This is a genomic window from Glutamicibacter sp. BW77 (assembly GCF_002332285.1).
Classification (GTDB): domain Bacteria; phylum Actinomycetota; class Actinomycetes; order Actinomycetales; family Micrococcaceae; genus Glutamicibacter; species Glutamicibacter bergerei.
The window spans coordinates 302814-321694 of the sequence record NZ_NRGT01000073.1; the positions used below are offsets into that span (position 1 = coordinate 302814).

An 18881-nucleotide genomic window follows, 5' to 3' on the forward strand; every position below is an offset into this window, starting at 1 on the left:
TGCTAGAGCTCACTTTTGAGGCGCACGGCATCTGTGAATTGCAGAAGCAGCAACGAACTTTTGAGGAGAAGAAAGATGCGATACTCGCACGCATCGAAGACGCTGGTTTTGTCCGCTGCCTTGGCATTGACACTAACCGCCTGTGGCGGAGGGACCCCGGAGGAATCTGCCAACGGCGGTTCCGAGGGCGATGCCACCAAGGTCATCACCGCTAACACCACCGAACCACAGAACGGCCTATTGCCGGCAAACACCAACGAAGTTGGTGGCGGCCGTGTGATGGACCTGATCTTCACCGGGCTGGTCAGCTATGACGCCAAGGGCAAGCCTGTTAATGAGATCGCGGAATCGATTGAAACAACAGATTCCCAGAACTACACCATCAAGCTCGTTCCAGGTCACACCTTCTCCGACGGCTCCCCAGTCACCGCTGCTTCATTCGTAGATGCCTGGAACTTCGGTGCAGCCGCTAAAAACGCGCAGTTGAACTCCTACTTCTTCGAATCCATCAAGGGTTACGACGAAGTCAGCGCTGAGAATGCGAAGACCGAGGAGATGGAAGGGTTGAAGGTTGTCGATGACAATACCTTCACCGTTGAACTGAGCCAGCCGGAGTCTGACTTCCCGCTACGTCTTGGTTACACCGCCTTCATGCCTCTTCCAGAAGCAGCCTTCAAGGATCCAAAGGCATACGGCGAAGCGCCTGTCAGCAACGGACCATACAAGTTGACCGAGTGGAACCATGACGTCAACCTGAAGCTTGAAGTTAACGAGTCCTACGAAGGACCTCGTAAGGCTGCCAACGGAGGTATCGACTTCAAGGTTTATCAGTCCACGGAATCCGCATACCAGGACATCATGGCCGGTAACTTGGACGTACTGGACCAGATTCCACCATCAGCACTGGCGAACTACCAGTCCGATCTGGGTGACCGTTCGGTCAACGCTCCATATGCAGGTAACGCAACCATCACCATCTCTGGTTACTTGGATCACTTCAAGCAGGGCGAAGAAGGTAACCTGCGTCGTGCAGCGATCTCACGTTCCATTGACCGTCAGCAGATCATCGACAAGGTCTACTTCGGTGGCAAGGTAAAGGCCGAAGAATTCACCGCACCTGTGCTTGAAGGCTACAGTGCCGACATTCCAGGTAGCGAAGTTCTCGACTTCGATGCCGACGCAGCCAAAAAGCTGTGGGATGAAGCCAACGCCATTGAAAGCTGGGATGACTCAGAAGAGTTCTCCATCGGTTACAACGTTGACGGAGCCGGTAACAAGGAATTCGTTGAAGCTGTAGCTAACCAGGTCAAGAACACCTTGGGCATCAATGCTGTAGCTAAGCCTTACACCTCCTTCAAGGCGTTGCGCGATGACGTTACCAAGAAGAAGATGACCGGCGCACACCGCTCCGGTTGGCAGGCAGACTACCCATCGATGTACAACTTCCTCGGTGCGCTCTACGGCACGGGTGCAGGTTCCAACGATGGCGATTACTCGAACAAGGACTTCGACAACAAGCTCAAGGAAGGTCTTGCCGCAACCGATCCGGCCGAGGGCGCGAAGATCTTCAACGAGTCGCAGGAAATCCTGTTCAAGGATCTGCCAGCTATCCCACTGTGGTACCAGGCAGTCCAGGGCGGTTGGAGCGAGAATGTTTCAAACGTCGAGTTCGGTTGGAACGGTGTTCCAATCTACAACGCCATCACCGGCAAATAGATTCACTAGCTAAGTCGCCTAGTTAGGTCCGACTCAGTTGAAAATGTCTCAGGGAGACCCGGCAACATCAGGGTCTCCCTTTGGCGTGTCAGTCCTCCCTCTCTATCTGAACGTCTGGTTAATTCCGACGGAAAGAGGAAATAAAAATGGCCACGTGCCTTGCAACGTCTCGAGGTGAGACGCACTCATGCTAGCTTTTACGCTCAAGCGATTCTTGCAGCTGATTCCGGTGTTTATCGGTGCCACGCTGCTCGTATACTTCTTGGTCTTCGCGACCCCGGGAGACCCAATCTCCGCACTATCCGGTGGCAAGCCAATGACGCCGGCCGTCGAATCTGCGCTACGTGCCCAGTACAACCTTGATCAGCCATTCTGGGTTCAATACGGTTTGTATTTGAAGAACTTGGTTACCCTAGATTTGGGTATGTCCTTCTCCGGACAGGAAGTCCGTGACCTCTTGGCCCGTGCCTTCCCAGTTACTGCACGACTAGCAGTGATGGCGTTGGCCATCGAAGCAGTCTTCGGTATCTTCTTCGGTGTTATCGCCGGCATGCGTAAAGGCAAAGCCTTTGACTCCACCGTGCTGATCCTTTCGCTTATTGTGATCGCAGTTCCTACCTTCGTACTTGGCTTTGTGCTTCAGTTTGTCGTCGGAGTTAAGCTCGAATGGGCTAAACCTACGGTGTCTGGTGGCGCAGGCTGGGGTGAGCTTATTCTCCCTGCAGTCGTGCTTGGTTTGGTCTCTTTCGCCTACGTCCTGCGTCTGACCCGTACCTCGATTATCGAGAACAAACAGGCGGACTACGTCCGCACCGCAACAGCCAAGGGGCTAAGTCGAGGTCGTGTTATTAACGTACACATCCTGCGAAACTCGCTCATCCCAGTGGTGACCTTCCTCGGTGCCGACTTGGGATCGCTTATGGGTGGCGCGATTGTGACCGAGGGTATCTTCAACGTTCCCGGTGTCGGTAACCTGCTGTACCGCGCAATCCTCAAGGGTGAAACCCCCACGGTTGTCGCGGTTGTCGGTGTGCTCGTGATCGTCTTCGTGCTCGCCAACCTCATCGTAGACATGCTTTACGCCCTGCTTGACCCAAGGATCCGATATGCCTGAGAACCAGAATCAAAATCCTGAGGCCGGATTGCCTATCAGCAAGATCCGTGCCGGAAAAGTTTCTAAATACGCTATTCCGCACTTCGTTGCGCCGCTTGATGAGACGCCGTTGCACGGTGTCGATGCGGTCAAGGAAACCGGTAAACCACTATCCATGTGGGCAGAAGCTTGGCGCTCGCTACGCAAGCGTCCGCTGTTCATTATTTCGGCGCTATTGATCATCTTGGTGATCGCTATTGCGGCAATCCCTGGAGTATTCTCCGCGGCGGATCCACGATTCTGTGACCTTCAATTTTCTAATGAAGGCGCAAGCGCCGGCCATCCGATGGGGTATAACTTCCAAGGTTGCGACGTCTACGCACGCGCCATCCACGGAACGCGCGCCTCGCTGATGGTCGGTATTTTCACTACACTCTTTGTGGTTCTGCTCGGTGGCACCATCGGCGCCCTCGCAGGGTTCTACGGCGGCTGGTTGGATACGATCCTCGCTCGTCTGGGTGACATCTTCTTCGCACTTCCAATGGTGCTTGGTGCCATCATCGTGATGCAGCTACCCGCATTCCGCGACAATAAGAGCGTATGGACAGTTATAGTCACGCTCTCCATTTTCGGTTGGCCGCAGGTCGCTCGTATTACCCGTGGTGCGGTGCTCGAAGCACGCAATGCGGACTTTGTTAAAGCCTCACGTGCTTTGGGACTATCGCGTGGCAAATCATTGCTAAAGCACGTGATCCCGAATGCTATGGCACCGGTGATCGTGGTAGCTACCGTAAACCTTGGTGTGTACATTGTCGCCGAGGCGACGCTGTCCTTCCTCGGTCTTGGACTTCCATTTGAGGTGATGAGCTGGGGTAACGATATCTCCTCGGCTCAATCACAGCTACGTAATAATCCGATGATGTTGATGTGGCCCGCAATGTTCTTGTCAGTCACCGTCTTGAGCTTCATCATGCTCGGCGATGCAGTGCGTGATGCATTGGATCCTAAGTCTCGAAAGGGGAACTAACTGTGGTGCAGAATTCAGACCCCAAGCCCCTGCTAGAAATCAAAAACTTGGCCATCACCTTCAGTACTCCTGATGGTCCGGTCAACGCCGTGCGCAACGCCAACTTGACGGTGATGCCCGGCGAGACTGTGGCCATTGTGGGTGAGTCCGGCTCGGGTAAATCCACTACCGCGTTGGCGGCCATCGGTCTACTTCCAAGCAACGGTGAAGTCTCAGCTGGCCAGATTCTTTTTGATGGCGAGGATATTTCCAAAGCCAGCGAAAAGCGATTCGTTGAGTTGCGCGGTAACCACATCGGCATGGTCCCTCAGGACCCGATGAGCAACTTAAATCCTGTGTGGAAAATTGGTTTCCAGGTCAAGGAGACTTTGAAAGCCAATGGACTGGCTGGAAACAATCCCAAGCAGCGCGTAGCGCAGGTCTTGGCTGATGCTGGCCTGCCTGATCCGGAAACTCGGATGAATCAGTACCCGCACGAGTTCTCTGGCGGTATGCGACAGCGTGCGCTGATTGCTATCGGTTTGGCCTGTCGTCCTCGTCTGCTGATCGCTGATGAGCCCACCAGCGCGTTGGACGTGACCGTGCAGCAACAGATCTTGGATCACTTGGACACCATGACCAGCGAACTGGGTACTGCAGTCTTGCTGATCACCCACGATTTGGGCTTAGCAGCAGAGCGCGCCGAGAAGGTCATCGTGATGTACAAGGGGCAGGTTGTTGAATCTGGTCCAGCGTTGGAACTGTTGCGCAATCCGCAGCACCCATACACTAAGCGACTGATCAATTCTGCGCCGTCGTTGGCCGCGCAGCGTGGTGATAAGCATGAGATGACAGTGGACGAAGTAGTGGCGGAAAAGTCCGAACCACTGTTGAAGGTCTCAAATCTGACGAAGGTCTTCGACATCCGTAAGGGCTTCGGACGTAAGGATAAGTTCACCGCGGTGGACAAGGTCTCCTTCGAGATTCCCAAGGGCACGACAACCGCAGTGGTCGGTGAATCCGGTTCGGGCAAGTCGACTATTGCCCAGATGGTGCTGAACCTGCTGGATGCAACTTCCGGAGACATCGTCTTCGACGGGCAAGCTATTGGCAAGCTCAGCGAACGTGAACTGTTTAAGTACCGACGTCGTGTGCAACCTATCTTCCAGGACCCTTATGGTTCCTTGGATCCGATGTACTCGATTTACCGCACTATCGAGGAGCCACTGCGTATCCACGGTATTGGCAATCAGGCATCGCGGGAGAAGAAAGTCAAGGAACTGCTGGATCAGGTATCCATGCCGGCTTCGACCATGCACCGATTCCCGAACGAACTCTCTGGCGGTCAACGACAGCGTATTGCCATCGCGCGAGCGTTAGCCCTGCAACCAGAGATGATCGTCTGTGATGAGGCTGTCTCGGCGTTGGACGTGTTGGTTCAAGCCCAGGTGTTGGAGCTGCTCGATGAGCTTCAGCGTGAACTGGGGCTCACCTACTTGTTCATCACCCACGACTTGGCTGTGGTGCGTCAGATCGCAGACAACGTCTGTGTGATGGAGCATGGGCAGCTTGTTGAGCAGGGAACGGTGGATGAGATTTTCGATAATGCGAAGAGCGATTACACGCGAAACTTGCTGTCGGCCATCCCAGGTGCCAGCTTAATTTAAGTATTCCACGGCTTTGGCCGCCAACTCAGGGCAGTGATTTCTTCATAGAGTCACTGCCCTGAGTTCGTTAAAAAGTGACTTATTCAAGAAATGTTTCAGTTTTTTCTGATCTGAAATAAATGTTGCAAAAACGTTATAAACGAGTTTGGCGGACGAAGGGGCCAACCATCGTTTCTGATTGAAAAAACCCAATGTGAAAGAAACCCTTGAAATCTCGCGGATGTGAGTCACGTCTCGTAACTTGTTAGTAACATAGCGATCGTGACCCGACGCTTTGGGCGGCGCTCTTCGGAGATATGAAGCGCATCTTTCTATATCCAAGATGACAAAAGCCAGTTAGTCTATTGCTCAATGGTTCCATCGTGTGATGTGTTCCTCAGTGGACCGCATGGTTCAGAACTCGTATCGTTCATATTCTCAAGGAGGCGAAATGCGATTCCAACGTGTTTCGAAGGCAGTAGTAGTAGGTGCTGCAATGGCTTTGGCCCTGTCGGCATGTGCACCAGGCGGCAGCGGCACCGATCCGAAAGCTTCGGAGTCCGGCGCTGAAGGCGGCAACGGCTCGGCCGAGGTAACCAACAGTGGTCTCGCAGATCTCGGTGACATCACCACGAAGGACGACACCATTGCCGTCTCTGTGGGCGCCCCAGAATTCATCAGCTACAACGGGTTCACCCCGAACACCTACTCGACCTACAACTCCGCCATCACGGACCGCATGTTCGCAGGCTTCTCGTACTTCGGTACCGACGGAGCACTGTACCCGAACGAAGATCTCGGCTCCTACGAGAAGATCAGCGACGATCCGCTGACGATCAAGTACACCATCAGTGAAAACGCCAAATGGTCAGATGGCACCCCAATCACCGTGGCAGACTCGGTCTTGGCCTGGGGTGTACAGAACTTGAACCTCAACGAGGGTTCCAAGGAAAAGCCACTTTTCAACTCGGTCTCCGTTGACCTCGGTGACACCGTGCCAAAGGGCCCACAGGGTGACGTTGCCGGCAAGGAATTCACCGTTGAATTCTCGGATCCGGACCCGGACTGGGCTCTGCAGTCCTGGATGTTGCAGCCGGCACACGTGGTTGCCAAGGAAGCTGGCATGAGCACCGAAGAACTGGCCAACGCCATTCTCGCTGGTGAATCAGACAAGCTGAAGAAGGCCGCGAAGTTCTGGAACGAAGGCTGGACCACCAACCCGGGCACCCTTCCAAAGGAAGAAATCATGCCTGTCTCCGGGCCGTACAAGCTCGGCTCCTGGAAGGCCGGAGAATCGGTCACCCTGGTAGCGAACGAGGACTACTACGGAGCTCCTGCCGCCACCAAACAACTGAACTTCCGCTTCGTTGAGGACGCAGCCATGGTTCAGGCTCTGCAGAACAAGGACATCGACGTCATCGGCCCACAGCCAACGGTTGATACCTTGGCTCAGCTTAAAGCCCTAGGCGATCAGGTGAACATCCAGCAGGGTGACACCCTGACCTGGGAGCACCTGGACTTCAACTTCCGCGGCAAGAATGCCTTCAAGAACCTGGAATTGCGCAAGGCCTTCGCCATGTGTGTTCCACGTCAGAACATCGTTGACAACTTGGTCAAGCCACTGAACCCAGAAGCAGTGGTCATGAATGCTCGCGAAGTATTCCCATTCCAGGACAACTACGAAGATGTTGTCTCAGCTTCATATGATGGACGCTACGATCAGGTCGACCTCGAAGGCGCGAAGAAGATCCTCGAAGCCGAGGAGGCCGTGGGCACCACGGTGCGCATTGGTTACTCAGCACCAAACGAGCGTCGCACCAACGAAGTTGCTGCCATCAAGTCCTCCTGTGATGAGGCCGGATTCAAGGTGGAAGATGCCGGAGATCCGAAGTTCTTCGCACCGGGCGGAACCCAAGAACGCGGCGACTACGACGTAGCACTGTTCGCTTGGGCCGGTTCGGGCCAGATTTCTTCGGGCCAGAACATCTACGCCACCGGCAAGCCACAGAACTACGGACAGTACTCCAACGAGCAGGTGGACGCCGAATGGGAGACCCTGGCAAGGTCGCTGGATCCAGCGGTACACCAGGAGCAGATCAAGAAGATTGAGAAGCTCTTGTGGGATGACCTGTACGGCATCCCAGTATTCGCCCACCCGGGCTTGAGCGCTTCGGGAGCAGATATTCAGAATGTCCGCCACACCGCGACCCAGAATGGAATCGTCTGGAACGCCGAGCAGTGGGTACGTGCAGAGTAGCTGCCATTAGGCACTGAGCTCAGACACCGTGAGTGAACGACTGCGGGGCCCGATAGACCGTCGGGCCCCGCAGTGTGTCCACCACATCCCCACAATGATTCGTTGACGCCACCACCCAAGGTAAGCGAATCGTCCGGTGAGAAACGAAAGTAGGACATAAACGCCGTGTTGAAATTCATCGCCAAACGACTTGGATCGGCCATCGGTGTGCTCTTTGCAGCTTCGCTGCTGCTGTACATCCTGGTCATTAATTCGGGTGACCCGCTGAAAGACCTGCGTGAAAGTAACGCAGATAACCGCGAATACCTGATGGCACAACGCATCGAATACATGGAGCTAGATCAGCCCTGGTACCTTCGCTACTGGGACTGGCTGACCGGCGTTTCCAAGTGCTTCGTTGGACAGTGCGACTTAGGCCGTAATATCAACGGCGTGGAAGTCTCGGGACTCCTTGCCAACGCTGCCGCCTCGACCTTGCGCCTGGTGCTCATCGCCACGGTGATCGCCGCAATCCTCGGTATCGCCATCGGTGTGCTCACCGCGGTGCGTCAATACTCCGGCCTTGACTACATCGTCACCTTCCTGACCTTCCTCTTCTTCTCACTTCCAGTCTTCTGGGCAGCTGTATTGCTGAAGGAATACCTGGCCATTGGATTTAATGACTGGATAGCCTCGCCAGACATATCCTTGGGTACCTCCATACTCATCGGCATAGTCTTGGGCCTGATTATGCAGATGTTCTTAGCCGGCTCGCTCAAACGTCGTGCTCTGACCTTCGTCGCTGTAGCGATCTTTGTGCCCTTGGTACTGCAATACTCGCTCTGGCTGAACTTCTACCGTTTCCCGCAAATGGGCCCAGCAATCGTGGTCGTCTTGACCTTGCTGGTGGCACTATCCGCCACCTCGATGACGGCTGGCCTGAAGGAAAAACGTGTACTTTATCCGGCGCTGATCACCGTGGTGCTCGTGCTTGCCGCCTACTACGCGACCTTCTACCTGATGTCCGAACCGAACACCTGGATCCTCTTGGGCGGGCTGATCCTCGCCGTAGCGATCCCGGCGCTTGTTGGACGCCTTATGGGTGGACGACTTCGTAAGAACGCGGCCAGCGTAGCAATGGTGACAGGTTTTGTCGGCGCCGCGCTCACCGTTATCGACCACATATTCCGTGCTTGGCCGGGCTTCTTGGACAACAAGGGCCGCCCAATTTCCACTATTGGTTCCTCTACCGCGAACTTTGAGGGCGGTTATTGGGATCACTTCTTGGATAACGGCACCCAGTTGCTGCTGCCCACCATTTTGTTGGCAATCATTTCGCTGGCAAGCTACTCGCGCTACACCCGCTCTTCAATGCTGGAAGTACAGCAGCAGGATTACATTCGTACCGCCCGCTCTAAGGGACTAAGCGAACGTACGGTGATTTTCCGTCACGCATTCCGCAACGCGATGATCCCTATCGCCACCATCGCGGCCTTCGACTTCGCAGGGCTCATCGGTGGTGCGGTGATTACCGAGCGCGTCTTCGGTTGGAAGGGCATGGGCGAAATGTTCGCCACCGGCCTGGACCATGTGGACGCCAACCCGGTAATGGCCTTCTTCTTGGTCACCGGTACCGCAGCGATCATTTTCAACCTGCTGGCAGACATTGTCTACGCCATGCTCGACCCACGCATTCGCGTCTAGGCGGCCATGACAATCATCAGCAATCGTGTCTGGGACATTAAGGACAAACGATGAGTAACACCAACGACAATCTGCCGCAGAACCTCACCTCCGTAGCCGAGGTAGAGGACGCGAAGCTGGCTCGCCAGTCCGAAGATTCAAAGAGCCAAGGCCGCATCGTCATTGGACGGTTCGTCAAGCATAAGCTCGCCATGACCTCCAGCGTGATCCTAGTTTTTATCACCATCTTTGCTTTCAGCTCCGTAGGGTGGGGAGTAATCCCCGGATGGTGGGACAAGTCTTATCTAGACGCTGGTGCAGTAATCAATGGTGGCAAGCCAACGCTTAGCCTGGTGCCTACCTGGTTAGGTGGCGAAGGAATCCGCTGGGGAGAAAATCCCTTCGGCCAGGATTCCATTGGCAAAGATTACTTTGCACTGGTGATGACAGGAACACAGAAGTCCATCATCATCGGCGTGGTAGTCGGATTGGTCTCCACATTCCTCGGTGCAGTCATCGGCGCGGTTGCCGGTTACTTCCGCGGCTGGGTTGATGAAGTACTGATGCGCATCACCGATCTGTTCATCGTGATCCCACTGTTGGTGCTGGCCGCTGTGTTGGGCCAGATCGCCGGTGCGAGCTCAGGCTCTATTATCACCTTGGCCTTCGTTTTGGGTCTGGTCACCTGGACGGGCTTGGCCCGTCTGGTTCGCGGTGAGATCCTCTCGCTACGTGAACGCGAATACGTGGCGGCAGCCCAAGCCATGGGTTCCAAGACCTCGCGTGTGATCTTCAAACACTTGCTGCCAAACACCATCGGTGTGATCGTGGTCAACGCGACCTTCGCGATCGCCGGCGCGATCCTGCTGGAATCCTCGCTGTCCTACCTAGGCTTCGGTGTCCAGCCACCGGAATCCTCACTGGGTCTACTGATCAGCCAGTACCAGAATGCGTTCACCTCTCGTCCGTGGCTCTTCTGGTGGCCAGGCATGATTATCGTTGCCATCGCGCTGAGCGTGAACTTCCTCGGCGATGGCCTGCGAGATGCTTTTGACCCACGCCACACTGGCAAGAAGCGCCGCCGCCGAGCTGGGCTCTTCGCCCTGCCAACTCGTAAGGAGAAGCCATGAGCACCGAAGCAGCAGAAAATTATGCACTGAGCTTCACCGACCTGAAGGTCACCTTTGAAACCGCCGGACCTGACGTACACGCGGTGAAGGGTTTGTCCCTAGCTGTACGCCCCGGCGAAGTTGTTGCCTTGGTGGGCGAGTCCGGTTCGGGTAAGTCCGTCACCTCCACCGCCGCCATGGGATTGCTTCCGGAGAACGCGTACATCACTGGCGAAGCCAGAGTTGGAAACGTAAACGTGGTGGGCCTGGACCAAGGCAAGATGCGCAAGATGCGTGCTACCGACATCGCCATGGTGTTCCAAGAACCTATGACGGCATTGAACCCGGTGCTGACCATTGAACGCCAGCTCACCGAAGCACTAGAACTGCATGACGTGGCATACGGTAAGGAAGCTACCGACAGGGCAATCGAGCTGCTCACCCTGGTAGGCATCCCAGATCCAGCCAAACGTATTAAGCAGTACCCACACCAGTTCTCTGGTGGTCAGCGTCAGCGCATCGTGATCGCCATGGCGATCTCCTGTGATCCGAAGGTGATTATCGCCGATGAGCCAACCACCGCGTTGGACGTCACCGTGCAGGCAGAAATTCTTGACCTGCTGCGTGAGCTCAAAGACCGACTGAACACTGGTATCTTGCTGATTACCCACAATATGGGTGTCGTGGCAGATATGGCAGACCAAGTTGCGGTGATGTTCCAAGGCAACTTGGTGGAAACCGGCGACGTTCAGCAAGTCTTGCTCCACCCGCAACACGAGTACACTCAGCGCTTGCTTTCCTCGGTACCCCGGCTTTCTCCGGTGATCATCGATGAGAACGCCCCACGCAGTGAGCCGACCGTCCCGGCGGAACGCGAGCTGGTGCTGGAAGCCAAAGATCTGGTGTTGGAATACAACATGCGTGGCAAGATCTTCCGTGCGGTGGAAAACGTCAGCTTCGACGTCGCTAAGGGCGAGGTACTGGGTATCGTGGGCGAGTCCGGCTCGGGTAAGTCGACCATTGCTAAGGCGGTACTCGGACTGCTTCCGGTGGCCGCAGGCACGCTGGCGGTCAAGGGACATAACCTGCCTAAGCTATCGACACGTCAGGCACGTGCTGTGCGTAAGGACATCGGTGTGATCTTCCAGGATCCTGCCGCGTCATTAAATCCGCGTTTCCCGATTGGTGACTGCATTACCGAACCCATGGTGGTGCACAAGGTCGGAAACAAGGCCTCTCGGACCAAGCGTGCCTTGGAGCTGCTGGATGCGGTCAAGCTGCCACGCAACGTGATCAACCGTTACCCACATGAGCTTTCCGGCGGTCAGCGCCAGCGTATTTGTATCGCTCGTGCGCTAACCATGAATCCAGAATTGCTAATCGCTGACGAGCCAACCAGTGCCTTGGACGTATCTGTTCAAGCAGTCGTCTTGGAGATGCTCCAAGATTTGCAGCGCGACTTCAATTTTGCGTGCCTCTTCGTCAGCCATGATCTGGCCGTGGTGGATATGCTCGCCGATTCAGTGGTCGTCATGCAAAACGGCAAGGCCGTAGAGCAAGGGCGTGTTGATACCGTATTGCACGCACCTACCCACGATTACACTCGTCGCTTGTTGGCCGCCGCTCCGGTGCCAGACCCGATCGAGCAGGCCGTACGTCGTGATGCATGGAGAATTTTGAACAGCACTAAGTAGCCGAAGAGCTGTGCGTGGATAAGGGGCTGGTTTGCCGAGGCATTACTCGACAAGCCAGTCCCTTTCGTATTTGTCTCTGTCTGCCTAGAGTTGAAGCAGAATTCGCTGGCCACTGGCTAAATACTGGAGTGAGGTTGTTTGGCCTGTAAACGTGTCGAGTGTTCCCGACGGATCATTGGCCGAAGCTTTTACCAAAGAGCATCATGATATTGATGCGGCGATTGAGAACTACCTGGCTTCGACTCATGAGGGCCCAGAACAGCGGGCCAAGATGTTGCTGGAAGCAGTCAGCGCGTTGCGACGACATATTTATCTTGAAGAAGAGGTAGTGTTTCCCGACCTACCTCGCGCCACGCTTATGATGCCGTTGATGGTGATGCACCGGGAACACGGTGAACTGTGGCGCCGGATGGACGCCCTAGAAGAATCATTGCAAAGCGGAAGTGCCGATGAACAGTTGATGGCGGACTGTCAAGAATTGTTGTCCTTGTTGGACAACCATAATTCTAAAGAAGAGCCGATCATCTATCCGCAGATGGATACCGCGCTCAGTGTGCAGGAGCAACAAAAGGTTGCCCATCTTTAGCTGGGGGAGCGCATCCCGAAGGCTGGGTCTGTCAAGACGCCTAATACGGTTTGCTCGCCACTAGAACAGTGGATTTTGGGGATTTGTATTGATTCTCATCGTCGCGTGAGAGTAGTGCTGTGTGCGTAGCCGTTTGTTCTTGATTTTAGAGGACTAAGGAGCAACTCCCTAGGCCTGGAGGAATGCGATGTACAGACGGCTAATGCCTTGCACCGAGCACCAGAGAATTGTGGGCGATGAACGGGCTGCTCGTTTCCCTGAAGCAGCTTAAAAGCTAGCCGTGGTTCACTCGTCATTGAGTGAACCACGGCTAGTTTGAAAGCTCCGAAAATTAGTCGTTGAGTTCTAAAACGATCTCGGTGACAACTGCGGCGCGTGCGTTGGAGAAGATCTGCTCCGTGCCAACCTGCTTAAATCCGCGACGCTCCAAGACCTTCAGCGAACCAAGATTGTCCTGGACAACGTGAGCGGTCAACGGACGCTTGGTGAACTCTGCCAAGAAGGCGTCTACCGCGCTGGTGGTGATTCCCTTACCCCAGAACTTGGTGGAGGTCCAGAAATTGATTTCTGGCTTCGCGCCATCAAAAACCAAGATTGATCCGGCAACTTCACCCTCGTGCTCGATGGTGCGAACCAGCACCGATTCGTCGTTGAGGATGGAGCTCCAGTGGTGATCAAATACCGCACGATCTGACGGATTACGCGCCTGGTATGCGGCCATGAGGTTCGCCTCGGGCTCTTGCTGATGAGCAAAGAAGGCGTCCAAGTCGGAAGGGCGGACTTCACGTAGTTGCACGATAAAGACCTTTCTTTCGTGAGGTGGTACGCGCCCGATTGAACGCGCCCAAAGATGTGTGGGACTTAGGTTCTAGACTACCGGGGATGTTAGTGCCGCGAGTGCCATATTGGACAGTAACGGTTTTAACCCTGATTTTTTGGTACGTGGTGAGTGTGCGGAGTGCGCCGTCGAGTTCAGCAACCCGAAGACCGCATGAGCCCTGAATCGGTGCGATTGCGGACTGCCGGTGGGGTGCATTTTGGCCAGCTGCTCGGTCCATAAAGAGATATAACTATTTTGAAGTTTACGAACTAAAGCGAGTTCCGACTTTGGTAATGACTTCAAATCTCGGTCCTGGACCTGAAGGATATCGGGCCGAGAAAGTGAAAAATCGGTGTGAAAATCTACTAAACGTGACAAGACCTGAAATGGATCCCCACCGTTTTCAGCAGCTTCCAGCCCGCCGGCGTAGATATCTTTCGACATGTCCACGAGCAAAGCAATAAGCAAAGCCTGCTTACCTGCGAAATGCCGATACACAGCAGGGCCCGAAATACCGCAGGCGGCACCTAGATCTTCTAGGGACACTCCTGAATATCCGTGCAACGCAAAGAGCCGGGTAGCTTCACGCAACAACGCGTCACGGCGTTCTGCCTTGGCGCGCTCGCGATCTGTTGGCTCAGTGAGAGATTGATATCTGCTCAATGCATTTACTCCTTAGAAACCCCGCCCACAACTGGACAACTATGATCTACGCCACTAATGTCAAAATGTAGGTAGAAAACACAGTTAATAAGAATTAACCATACGCGCCGGACTGTCAGCTTCCAAGGTATTGCGTCCGCGTTCCGTATAACCCGTCACCGCAGACGACATCACAAGGGTCGCCTCGGTGAGGACAACCTCGAAAGAAGAGAGTGCCCGTGATTGATCTCGAACTCGACGAACTGTACCAAGACCTGGTCGATGTCGTGCGTGAATTTGCCCAGCAAGTCGTTGCTCCTGTCAGTGCCAAGCACGACGCGGAACATAGCTTCCCCTATGACGTGGTCGCACAAATGGGTGAATTGGGGCTATTTGGCCTTCCGATCTCCGAAGAATACGGTGGCTCCGGTGGCGACTACTTCGCTCTAGCCTTAGCACTAGAGGAACTAGGCCGAGTCGATCAATCAGTCGCCATCACCCTCGAAGCAGGTGTGTCCCTCGGTGCTATGCCGATTTTCCGATTTGGCAATGAAGAACAAAAACAGCTTTGGCTACCAGATCTAGCAGCTGGCAAAAAACTCGCAGGTTTCGGCCTAACCGAGCCAGGCGCCGGTTCTGATGCTTCGGCTTCACGGACCAGAGCCAAGGTTGAGGATGGCCAATGGGTTATCGACGGTTCGAAAGAGTTCATCACGAACTCCGGGACAGATATCACCTCTCTGGTCACAGTCAGCGCGGTGACTGGGGTGAACGAATCCACCGGCAAAAAAGAAATCTCCACAATCATCGTTCCCAGCGGAACCGAAGGATTTACCGTGGAGCCTGCCTATAACAAGGTCGGTTGGCACGCCAGTGATACCCACCCGCTCAGCTTTAATGGTGCCCGGGTGCCGGAAGAAAATCTGCTGGGGGAGCGCGGGCGTGGCTACGCTTACTTCCTGGAGATCCTTGATGAGGGCCGCATCGCCATCGCAGCTCTGGCAACCGGCGCTGCACAGGGATGCCTTGATGAGGCCGTAAACTACGCGAAGACCCGCCAGAGCTTCGGCGCGGCCATTGGTAAAAATCAGGGGATCTCCTTCATGATTGCCCGCATGGCATCACGGGTACACACTTCACGTCTGGCCTACTACGCGGCTGCGGCGAAAATGCTGGCAGGCAAAGACTTCAAGATCGAAGCCGCACACGCAAAACTCGTGGCCAGCGAGGCCGCGATGGACAACGCGCGAGACGCGACCCAGATCTTCGGCGGTTACGGATTCATCAACGAATCCTTGGTGGCACGCCATTACCGAGACTCGAAGATCTTGGAGATCGGTGAAGGCACCACCCAGGTGCAATTGATGCTGATTGCCCGCAGCCTCGGACTGTAAAAGTATCTCAGTACTCGGGCCGGTGAACAACGCTTATCCGCGGTTGTTCACCGGCCCGAACTGTTTTTTGATGCTCCAATGGATTGGCACTTTGGGACCTCACAGTTATAGCGCCCATAATGGATTGGGTGAGCACCCAATCTTCTTTTAAAACTGCGGATGGTCCCCGCCGTGTCACACTGATCGGTTCTACCGGGTCAATTGGTACTCAGGGCCTAGACGTCATCAAGAATGCGCCAGAACAATTTAGCGTGACAGCACTTAGCGGCGGCTACAACCTGACACTGTTGGCCGAGCAAGCAGTCACGTTCCGCCCGGAGGTGGTTGGCGCCGCAGTGGATAATGTTGACGAACTGGCTACCGCGATTTCTTCAGCCGCGCGAGAGGCAGGAGTGACCGGCTATGCGCCACAGCTGCTCAGTGGGGCCGATGCCGCGACGCAGATAGCTGGATACAGCGAAGCCGACGTAGTTCTCAACGGTATTACCGGAGCGATTGGGTTAGAACCAACCATAGCTGCGCTCAAGGCCGGACACCTCCTGGCGCTGGCTAATAAAGAGTCGCTGATTATCGGCGGGCAAGTCGTTAAGCAAATCGCGGCCCCCGGACAGATTTCTCCGGTCGACTCTGAACACTCCGCGCTGGCGCAGGCGCTGCGTTCCGGGACCCCAGAAGAAGTTTCCAAATTGATTGTCACCGCTTCCGGTGGACCCTTCTTCGGATATAGCTATGAACAACTCCGTGAGGTGAGCCCAGCACAAGCATTGGCGCACCCAACATGGGATATGGGACGCATGGTGACCACGAATTCGGCGACCATGGTCAACAAGGCATTGGAAGTTATCGAAGCCCACCTGCTCTTTGATGTGCCACTAGAGCGCATCGAACCCTTAGTTCACCGCCAATCTATTGTGCATTCAATGGTTGAGTTCATCGACGGTTCGGTGATCGCGCAAGCTTCTCCGCCGGATATGCGTCTGGCAATTGCGCTGGGCATCAATTGGCCACACCGAGTCGCTGGCGCCGCAAAACCCTGCGATTTTTCCACCGCGTCCTCATGGACCTTTGAGCCATTGGACGAGTCGGTGTTTACCGCGGTGAAGTTGGCGAAACAGGCAGCTGCTGCCTCCGGGACCCACATGGCTGTGTACAACGCGGCAAATGAAGTCGCCGTTGAAGCTTTCCACGAAGGCCGGATTCGTTTCACGGATATCGTTGAAACCATTAACCGCGTGCTTGACGCATATACGCCTGTTAATGCGGAGCTTTCGGCTGAAGTAGTTCTCCAGACAGATCAGTGGGCGCGCGCCCACGCCACCGCGTTGCTGAAGGAAAAAGCATGAACGTACTAATGTTCCTTGGCGGCGTGCTCTTCATGGTCGTTGTCATTGCCATATCTATTGCTTTGCACGAGGTGGGCCACCTGATTCCCGCCAAGAAATTTGGATTGCGTGTTCCGCAATACATGATTGGATTCGGCAAAACGATCTTTTCGTTCAAGCGTGGAGAAACCGAATACGGGCTCAAAGCACTGCCCCTAGGTGGCTACATCTCCATGGTGGGTATGTATCCGCCACGTCCGGTTGCTGAAGCCGGTCAGCAGAAGAAACCAGGATTCTTTAACAAGATCTTTGGCCAGATGGTGGATGACGCCCGCTCACAAGCCAACGAGAATGTGGAAAGTAGCGACGAAGGGCGATTGTTCTACCAGCTGCCCATTTACAAGCGCGTTATTATTATGCTCGGTGGCCCGTTCGTAAACCTGTTGCTAGGATTTTTGCTTATTGGTGTGGTGATTACCGGATTTGGTGTTCCCACCACAACCACTACAGTTTCCGAGGTGTACCAGTGCATTGCAAGCGCAGAAAATGTGGATGCGACCGAATGCACGGCTAAAGACACTGAGGCTCCCGCCTACGCCGCAGGCCTGCTTCCGGGGGATACCATCACCTCGGTCAATGGCACCGCGGTGGCAAACGATGCGTGGTACGAGCTCACCGGAGTGATTCGCGATCATCCTGGTCAGAGCATCAGCCTGGCCTATACCCGTGGGGGAGTGGAACATCAGACCACACTCAAGCCACATTTGACCGAACGCCCGGTGCTAGATGACCAGGGTTACCCGGTTACTGATGAAAATGGCACCACGAAAACTGCACAGGTCGGCTTCGTGGGAATGAGCTCGCAGGTTGAGAATATAGCCCAACCAGTCACCGAAGTTCCTAGCGTGGTGGGAAACCAGTTGCTGACCATTGGCAACGTCATCCTGCACCTGCCTCAGCGCATGGTTGATGTCGCACAGGCTGCCTTTGGTACCGAAGAACGCGACCCGAATGGTCCGGTATCCATCGTGGGGGTGGGCCGCATCGCCGGAGAAATCAACGCTCACGAAGGAATCGCGGTTGGGGACAAGGTTGCTTCGCTGCTTTCCCCCGCCGGCGGCTTGAACCTTGCCTTGTTCGCTTTCAACCTGATTCCCCTTCTGCCGCTAGATGGTGGGCATGTGATTGGTGCATTGTATGAAGGATTGAAACGGACCGTGGCACGAATCTTCGGCCGTAAAAATGTGGCCCCGGTGGATACCATCAAACTTCTGCCGCTGACATATGTCGTGGCCGCCGCCATGCTGCTGATGGGTGGCCTCTTAATATACGCAGACATCTTCAAGCCAATCAGCATCTTCTAGCACCTAGGGAATTAAGCTGTAGCTATGACTGTTTTTGCTGTTGAATACGCGTATGCGCAGGACTCCACGGAATTGCGCAACGAACACCGTCCGGCGCATCGCGCTTTCCTCTCCGAGTATTTAGACGAAGGTGAAGTTCGTCTGTTGGCTTCGGGTCCCACCCCGGTGCTTGACGGCGCATTGCTGATTTTTGCCGCGACGAGTGAAGCGGTACTGAGCGAAGTACTGGACAACGATCCATTTAAGAAGGTCGGCGGTCTGGGAAAGACCACCATCACCGAATGGAACCCGGTAATTGGCATGCTCTCCGCATTTGCTTCCTAGCTCAGGTTTTTACCAACCCCCACGATGGCACTGAACTGCATCGTGGGGGTTTGTGTCTGTGGCTGCTTGCACAAATTGTTGGTCATCTTCGCACCACTTACACCGGGTTAGTGTTTTATGTCACGCGAGGCGACGGAATTGATTTATCGAAACACTCGTTGGAGTAGATGAAGCGTCAGCTTTATTTACTTTTCGATTCGCTAAATAGGAGCAACATAATATGGCTACTAACCCAGATCTTTCATG

At 54.8% G+C, this 18881-nt stretch carries 15 protein-coding genes; 13 read left to right on the forward strand and 2 right to left on the reverse strand.

Annotated features, from left to right (window positions below):
* The first annotated feature begins 75 nt into the window (after window positions 1–75).
* The 9 genes from CIK74_RS13805 (at window position 76) to CIK74_RS13845 (ending at window position 12769) form a co-directional block, all read left to right on the forward strand.
* Window positions 76–1716 carry an ABC transporter substrate-binding protein gene (locus CIK74_RS13805; RefSeq protein ID WP_096256759.1) on the forward strand — a complete coding sequence of 547 codons (1641 nt, stop codon included), beginning with the start codon at window positions 76–78 and terminating at the stop codon, window positions 1714–1716.
* A gap of 187 nt (window positions 1717–1903) precedes the next feature.
* Entirely contained in the window at window positions 1904–2830 is a 927-nt protein-coding gene (locus CIK74_RS13810) for an ABC transporter permease (protein ID WP_096256760.1), read from the forward strand.
* Window positions 2823–3836, forward strand: a complete 1014-nt coding sequence (locus CIK74_RS13815; RefSeq protein ID WP_096256761.1) for an ABC transporter permease — start codon at window positions 2823–2825, stop codon at window positions 3834–3836. Before CIK74_RS13810 ends, CIK74_RS13815 begins: the two co-directional genes overlap by 8 nt.
* A gap of 2 nt (window positions 3837–3838) precedes the next feature.
* Complete coding sequence (locus tag CIK74_RS13820; protein ID WP_096256762.1) at window positions 3839–5482, forward strand: ABC transporter ATP-binding protein; 1644 nt, start codon at window positions 3839–3841, stop codon at window positions 5480–5482.
* A gap of 430 nt (window positions 5483–5912) precedes the next feature.
* Complete coding sequence (locus CIK74_RS13825) at window positions 5913–7718, forward strand: ABC transporter family substrate-binding protein (RefSeq protein ID WP_096256763.1); 1806 nt, start codon at window positions 5913–5915, stop codon at window positions 7716–7718.
* Window positions 7719–7883: 165 nt separating this feature from the next.
* Window positions 7884–9401 carry an ABC transporter permease gene (locus CIK74_RS13830; protein ID WP_096256764.1) on the forward strand — a complete coding sequence of 506 codons (1518 nt, stop codon included), beginning with the start codon at window positions 7884–7886 and terminating at the stop codon, window positions 9399–9401.
* A gap of 50 nt (window positions 9402–9451) precedes the next feature.
* A complete protein-coding gene (locus CIK74_RS13835) occupies window positions 9452–10510 on the forward strand; it encodes an ABC transporter permease (protein ID WP_096256765.1) in 1059 nt (352 codons plus the stop codon).
* Window positions 10507–12183 carry an ABC transporter ATP-binding protein gene (locus CIK74_RS13840; RefSeq protein ID WP_096256766.1) on the forward strand — a complete coding sequence of 559 codons (1677 nt, stop codon included), beginning with the start codon at window positions 10507–10509 and terminating at the stop codon, window positions 12181–12183. The genes CIK74_RS13835 and CIK74_RS13840 overlap by 4 nt, the downstream gene beginning before the upstream one ends.
* 151 nt (window positions 12184–12334) lie before the next feature.
* A complete protein-coding gene (locus CIK74_RS13845) occupies window positions 12335–12769 on the forward strand; it encodes a hemerythrin domain-containing protein (RefSeq protein WP_205738288.1) in 435 nt (144 codons plus the stop codon).
* Window positions 12770–13100: 331 nt separating this feature from the next.
* On the opposite strand, the gene CIK74_RS13850 is transcribed toward CIK74_RS13845, so the two are convergent.
* Both CIK74_RS13850 and CIK74_RS13855 read right to left on the reverse strand, forming a co-directional pair.
* A complete protein-coding gene (locus tag CIK74_RS13850; protein ID WP_096256767.1) occupies window positions 13101–13565 on the reverse strand; it encodes a GNAT family N-acetyltransferase in 465 nt (154 codons plus the stop codon).
* Window positions 13566–13637: 72 nt separating this feature from the next.
* Window positions 13638–14252 (reverse strand): TetR/AcrR family transcriptional regulator, encoded by a 615-nt coding sequence (locus CIK74_RS13855; RefSeq protein WP_096256768.1) that lies wholly within the window; start codon window positions 14250–14252, stop codon window positions 13638–13640.
* A 218-nt stretch (window positions 14253–14470) separates the two neighbouring features.
* Here CIK74_RS13855 and CIK74_RS13860 point away from each other — a divergent pair, with 218 nt between their 5' ends.
* The 4 genes from CIK74_RS13860 (at window position 14471) to CIK74_RS13875 (ending at window position 18635) form a co-directional block, all read left to right on the forward strand.
* The gene (locus CIK74_RS13860) at window positions 14471–15625 is read left to right on the forward strand and encodes an acyl-CoA dehydrogenase family protein (protein ID WP_096256769.1); all 1155 of its coding nucleotides are present in this window, start codon (window positions 14471–14473) and stop codon (window positions 15623–15625) included.
* A gap of 119 nt (window positions 15626–15744) precedes the next feature.
* Complete coding sequence (gene dxr / locus CIK74_RS13865; protein WP_096256770.1) at window positions 15745–16968, forward strand: 1-deoxy-D-xylulose-5-phosphate reductoisomerase; 1224 nt, start codon at window positions 15745–15747, stop codon at window positions 16966–16968.
* A complete protein-coding gene (locus CIK74_RS13870; RefSeq protein ID WP_096256771.1) occupies window positions 16965–18311 on the forward strand; it encodes a site-2 protease family protein in 1347 nt (448 codons plus the stop codon). The genes dxr and CIK74_RS13870 overlap by 4 nt, the downstream gene beginning before the upstream one ends.
* A 24-nt stretch (window positions 18312–18335) precedes the next feature.
* Window positions 18336–18635 carry a YciI family protein gene (locus CIK74_RS13875; protein ID WP_096256772.1) on the forward strand — a complete coding sequence of 100 codons (300 nt, stop codon included), beginning with the start codon at window positions 18336–18338 and terminating at the stop codon, window positions 18633–18635.
* Window positions 18636–18881: the final 246 nt, after the last annotated feature.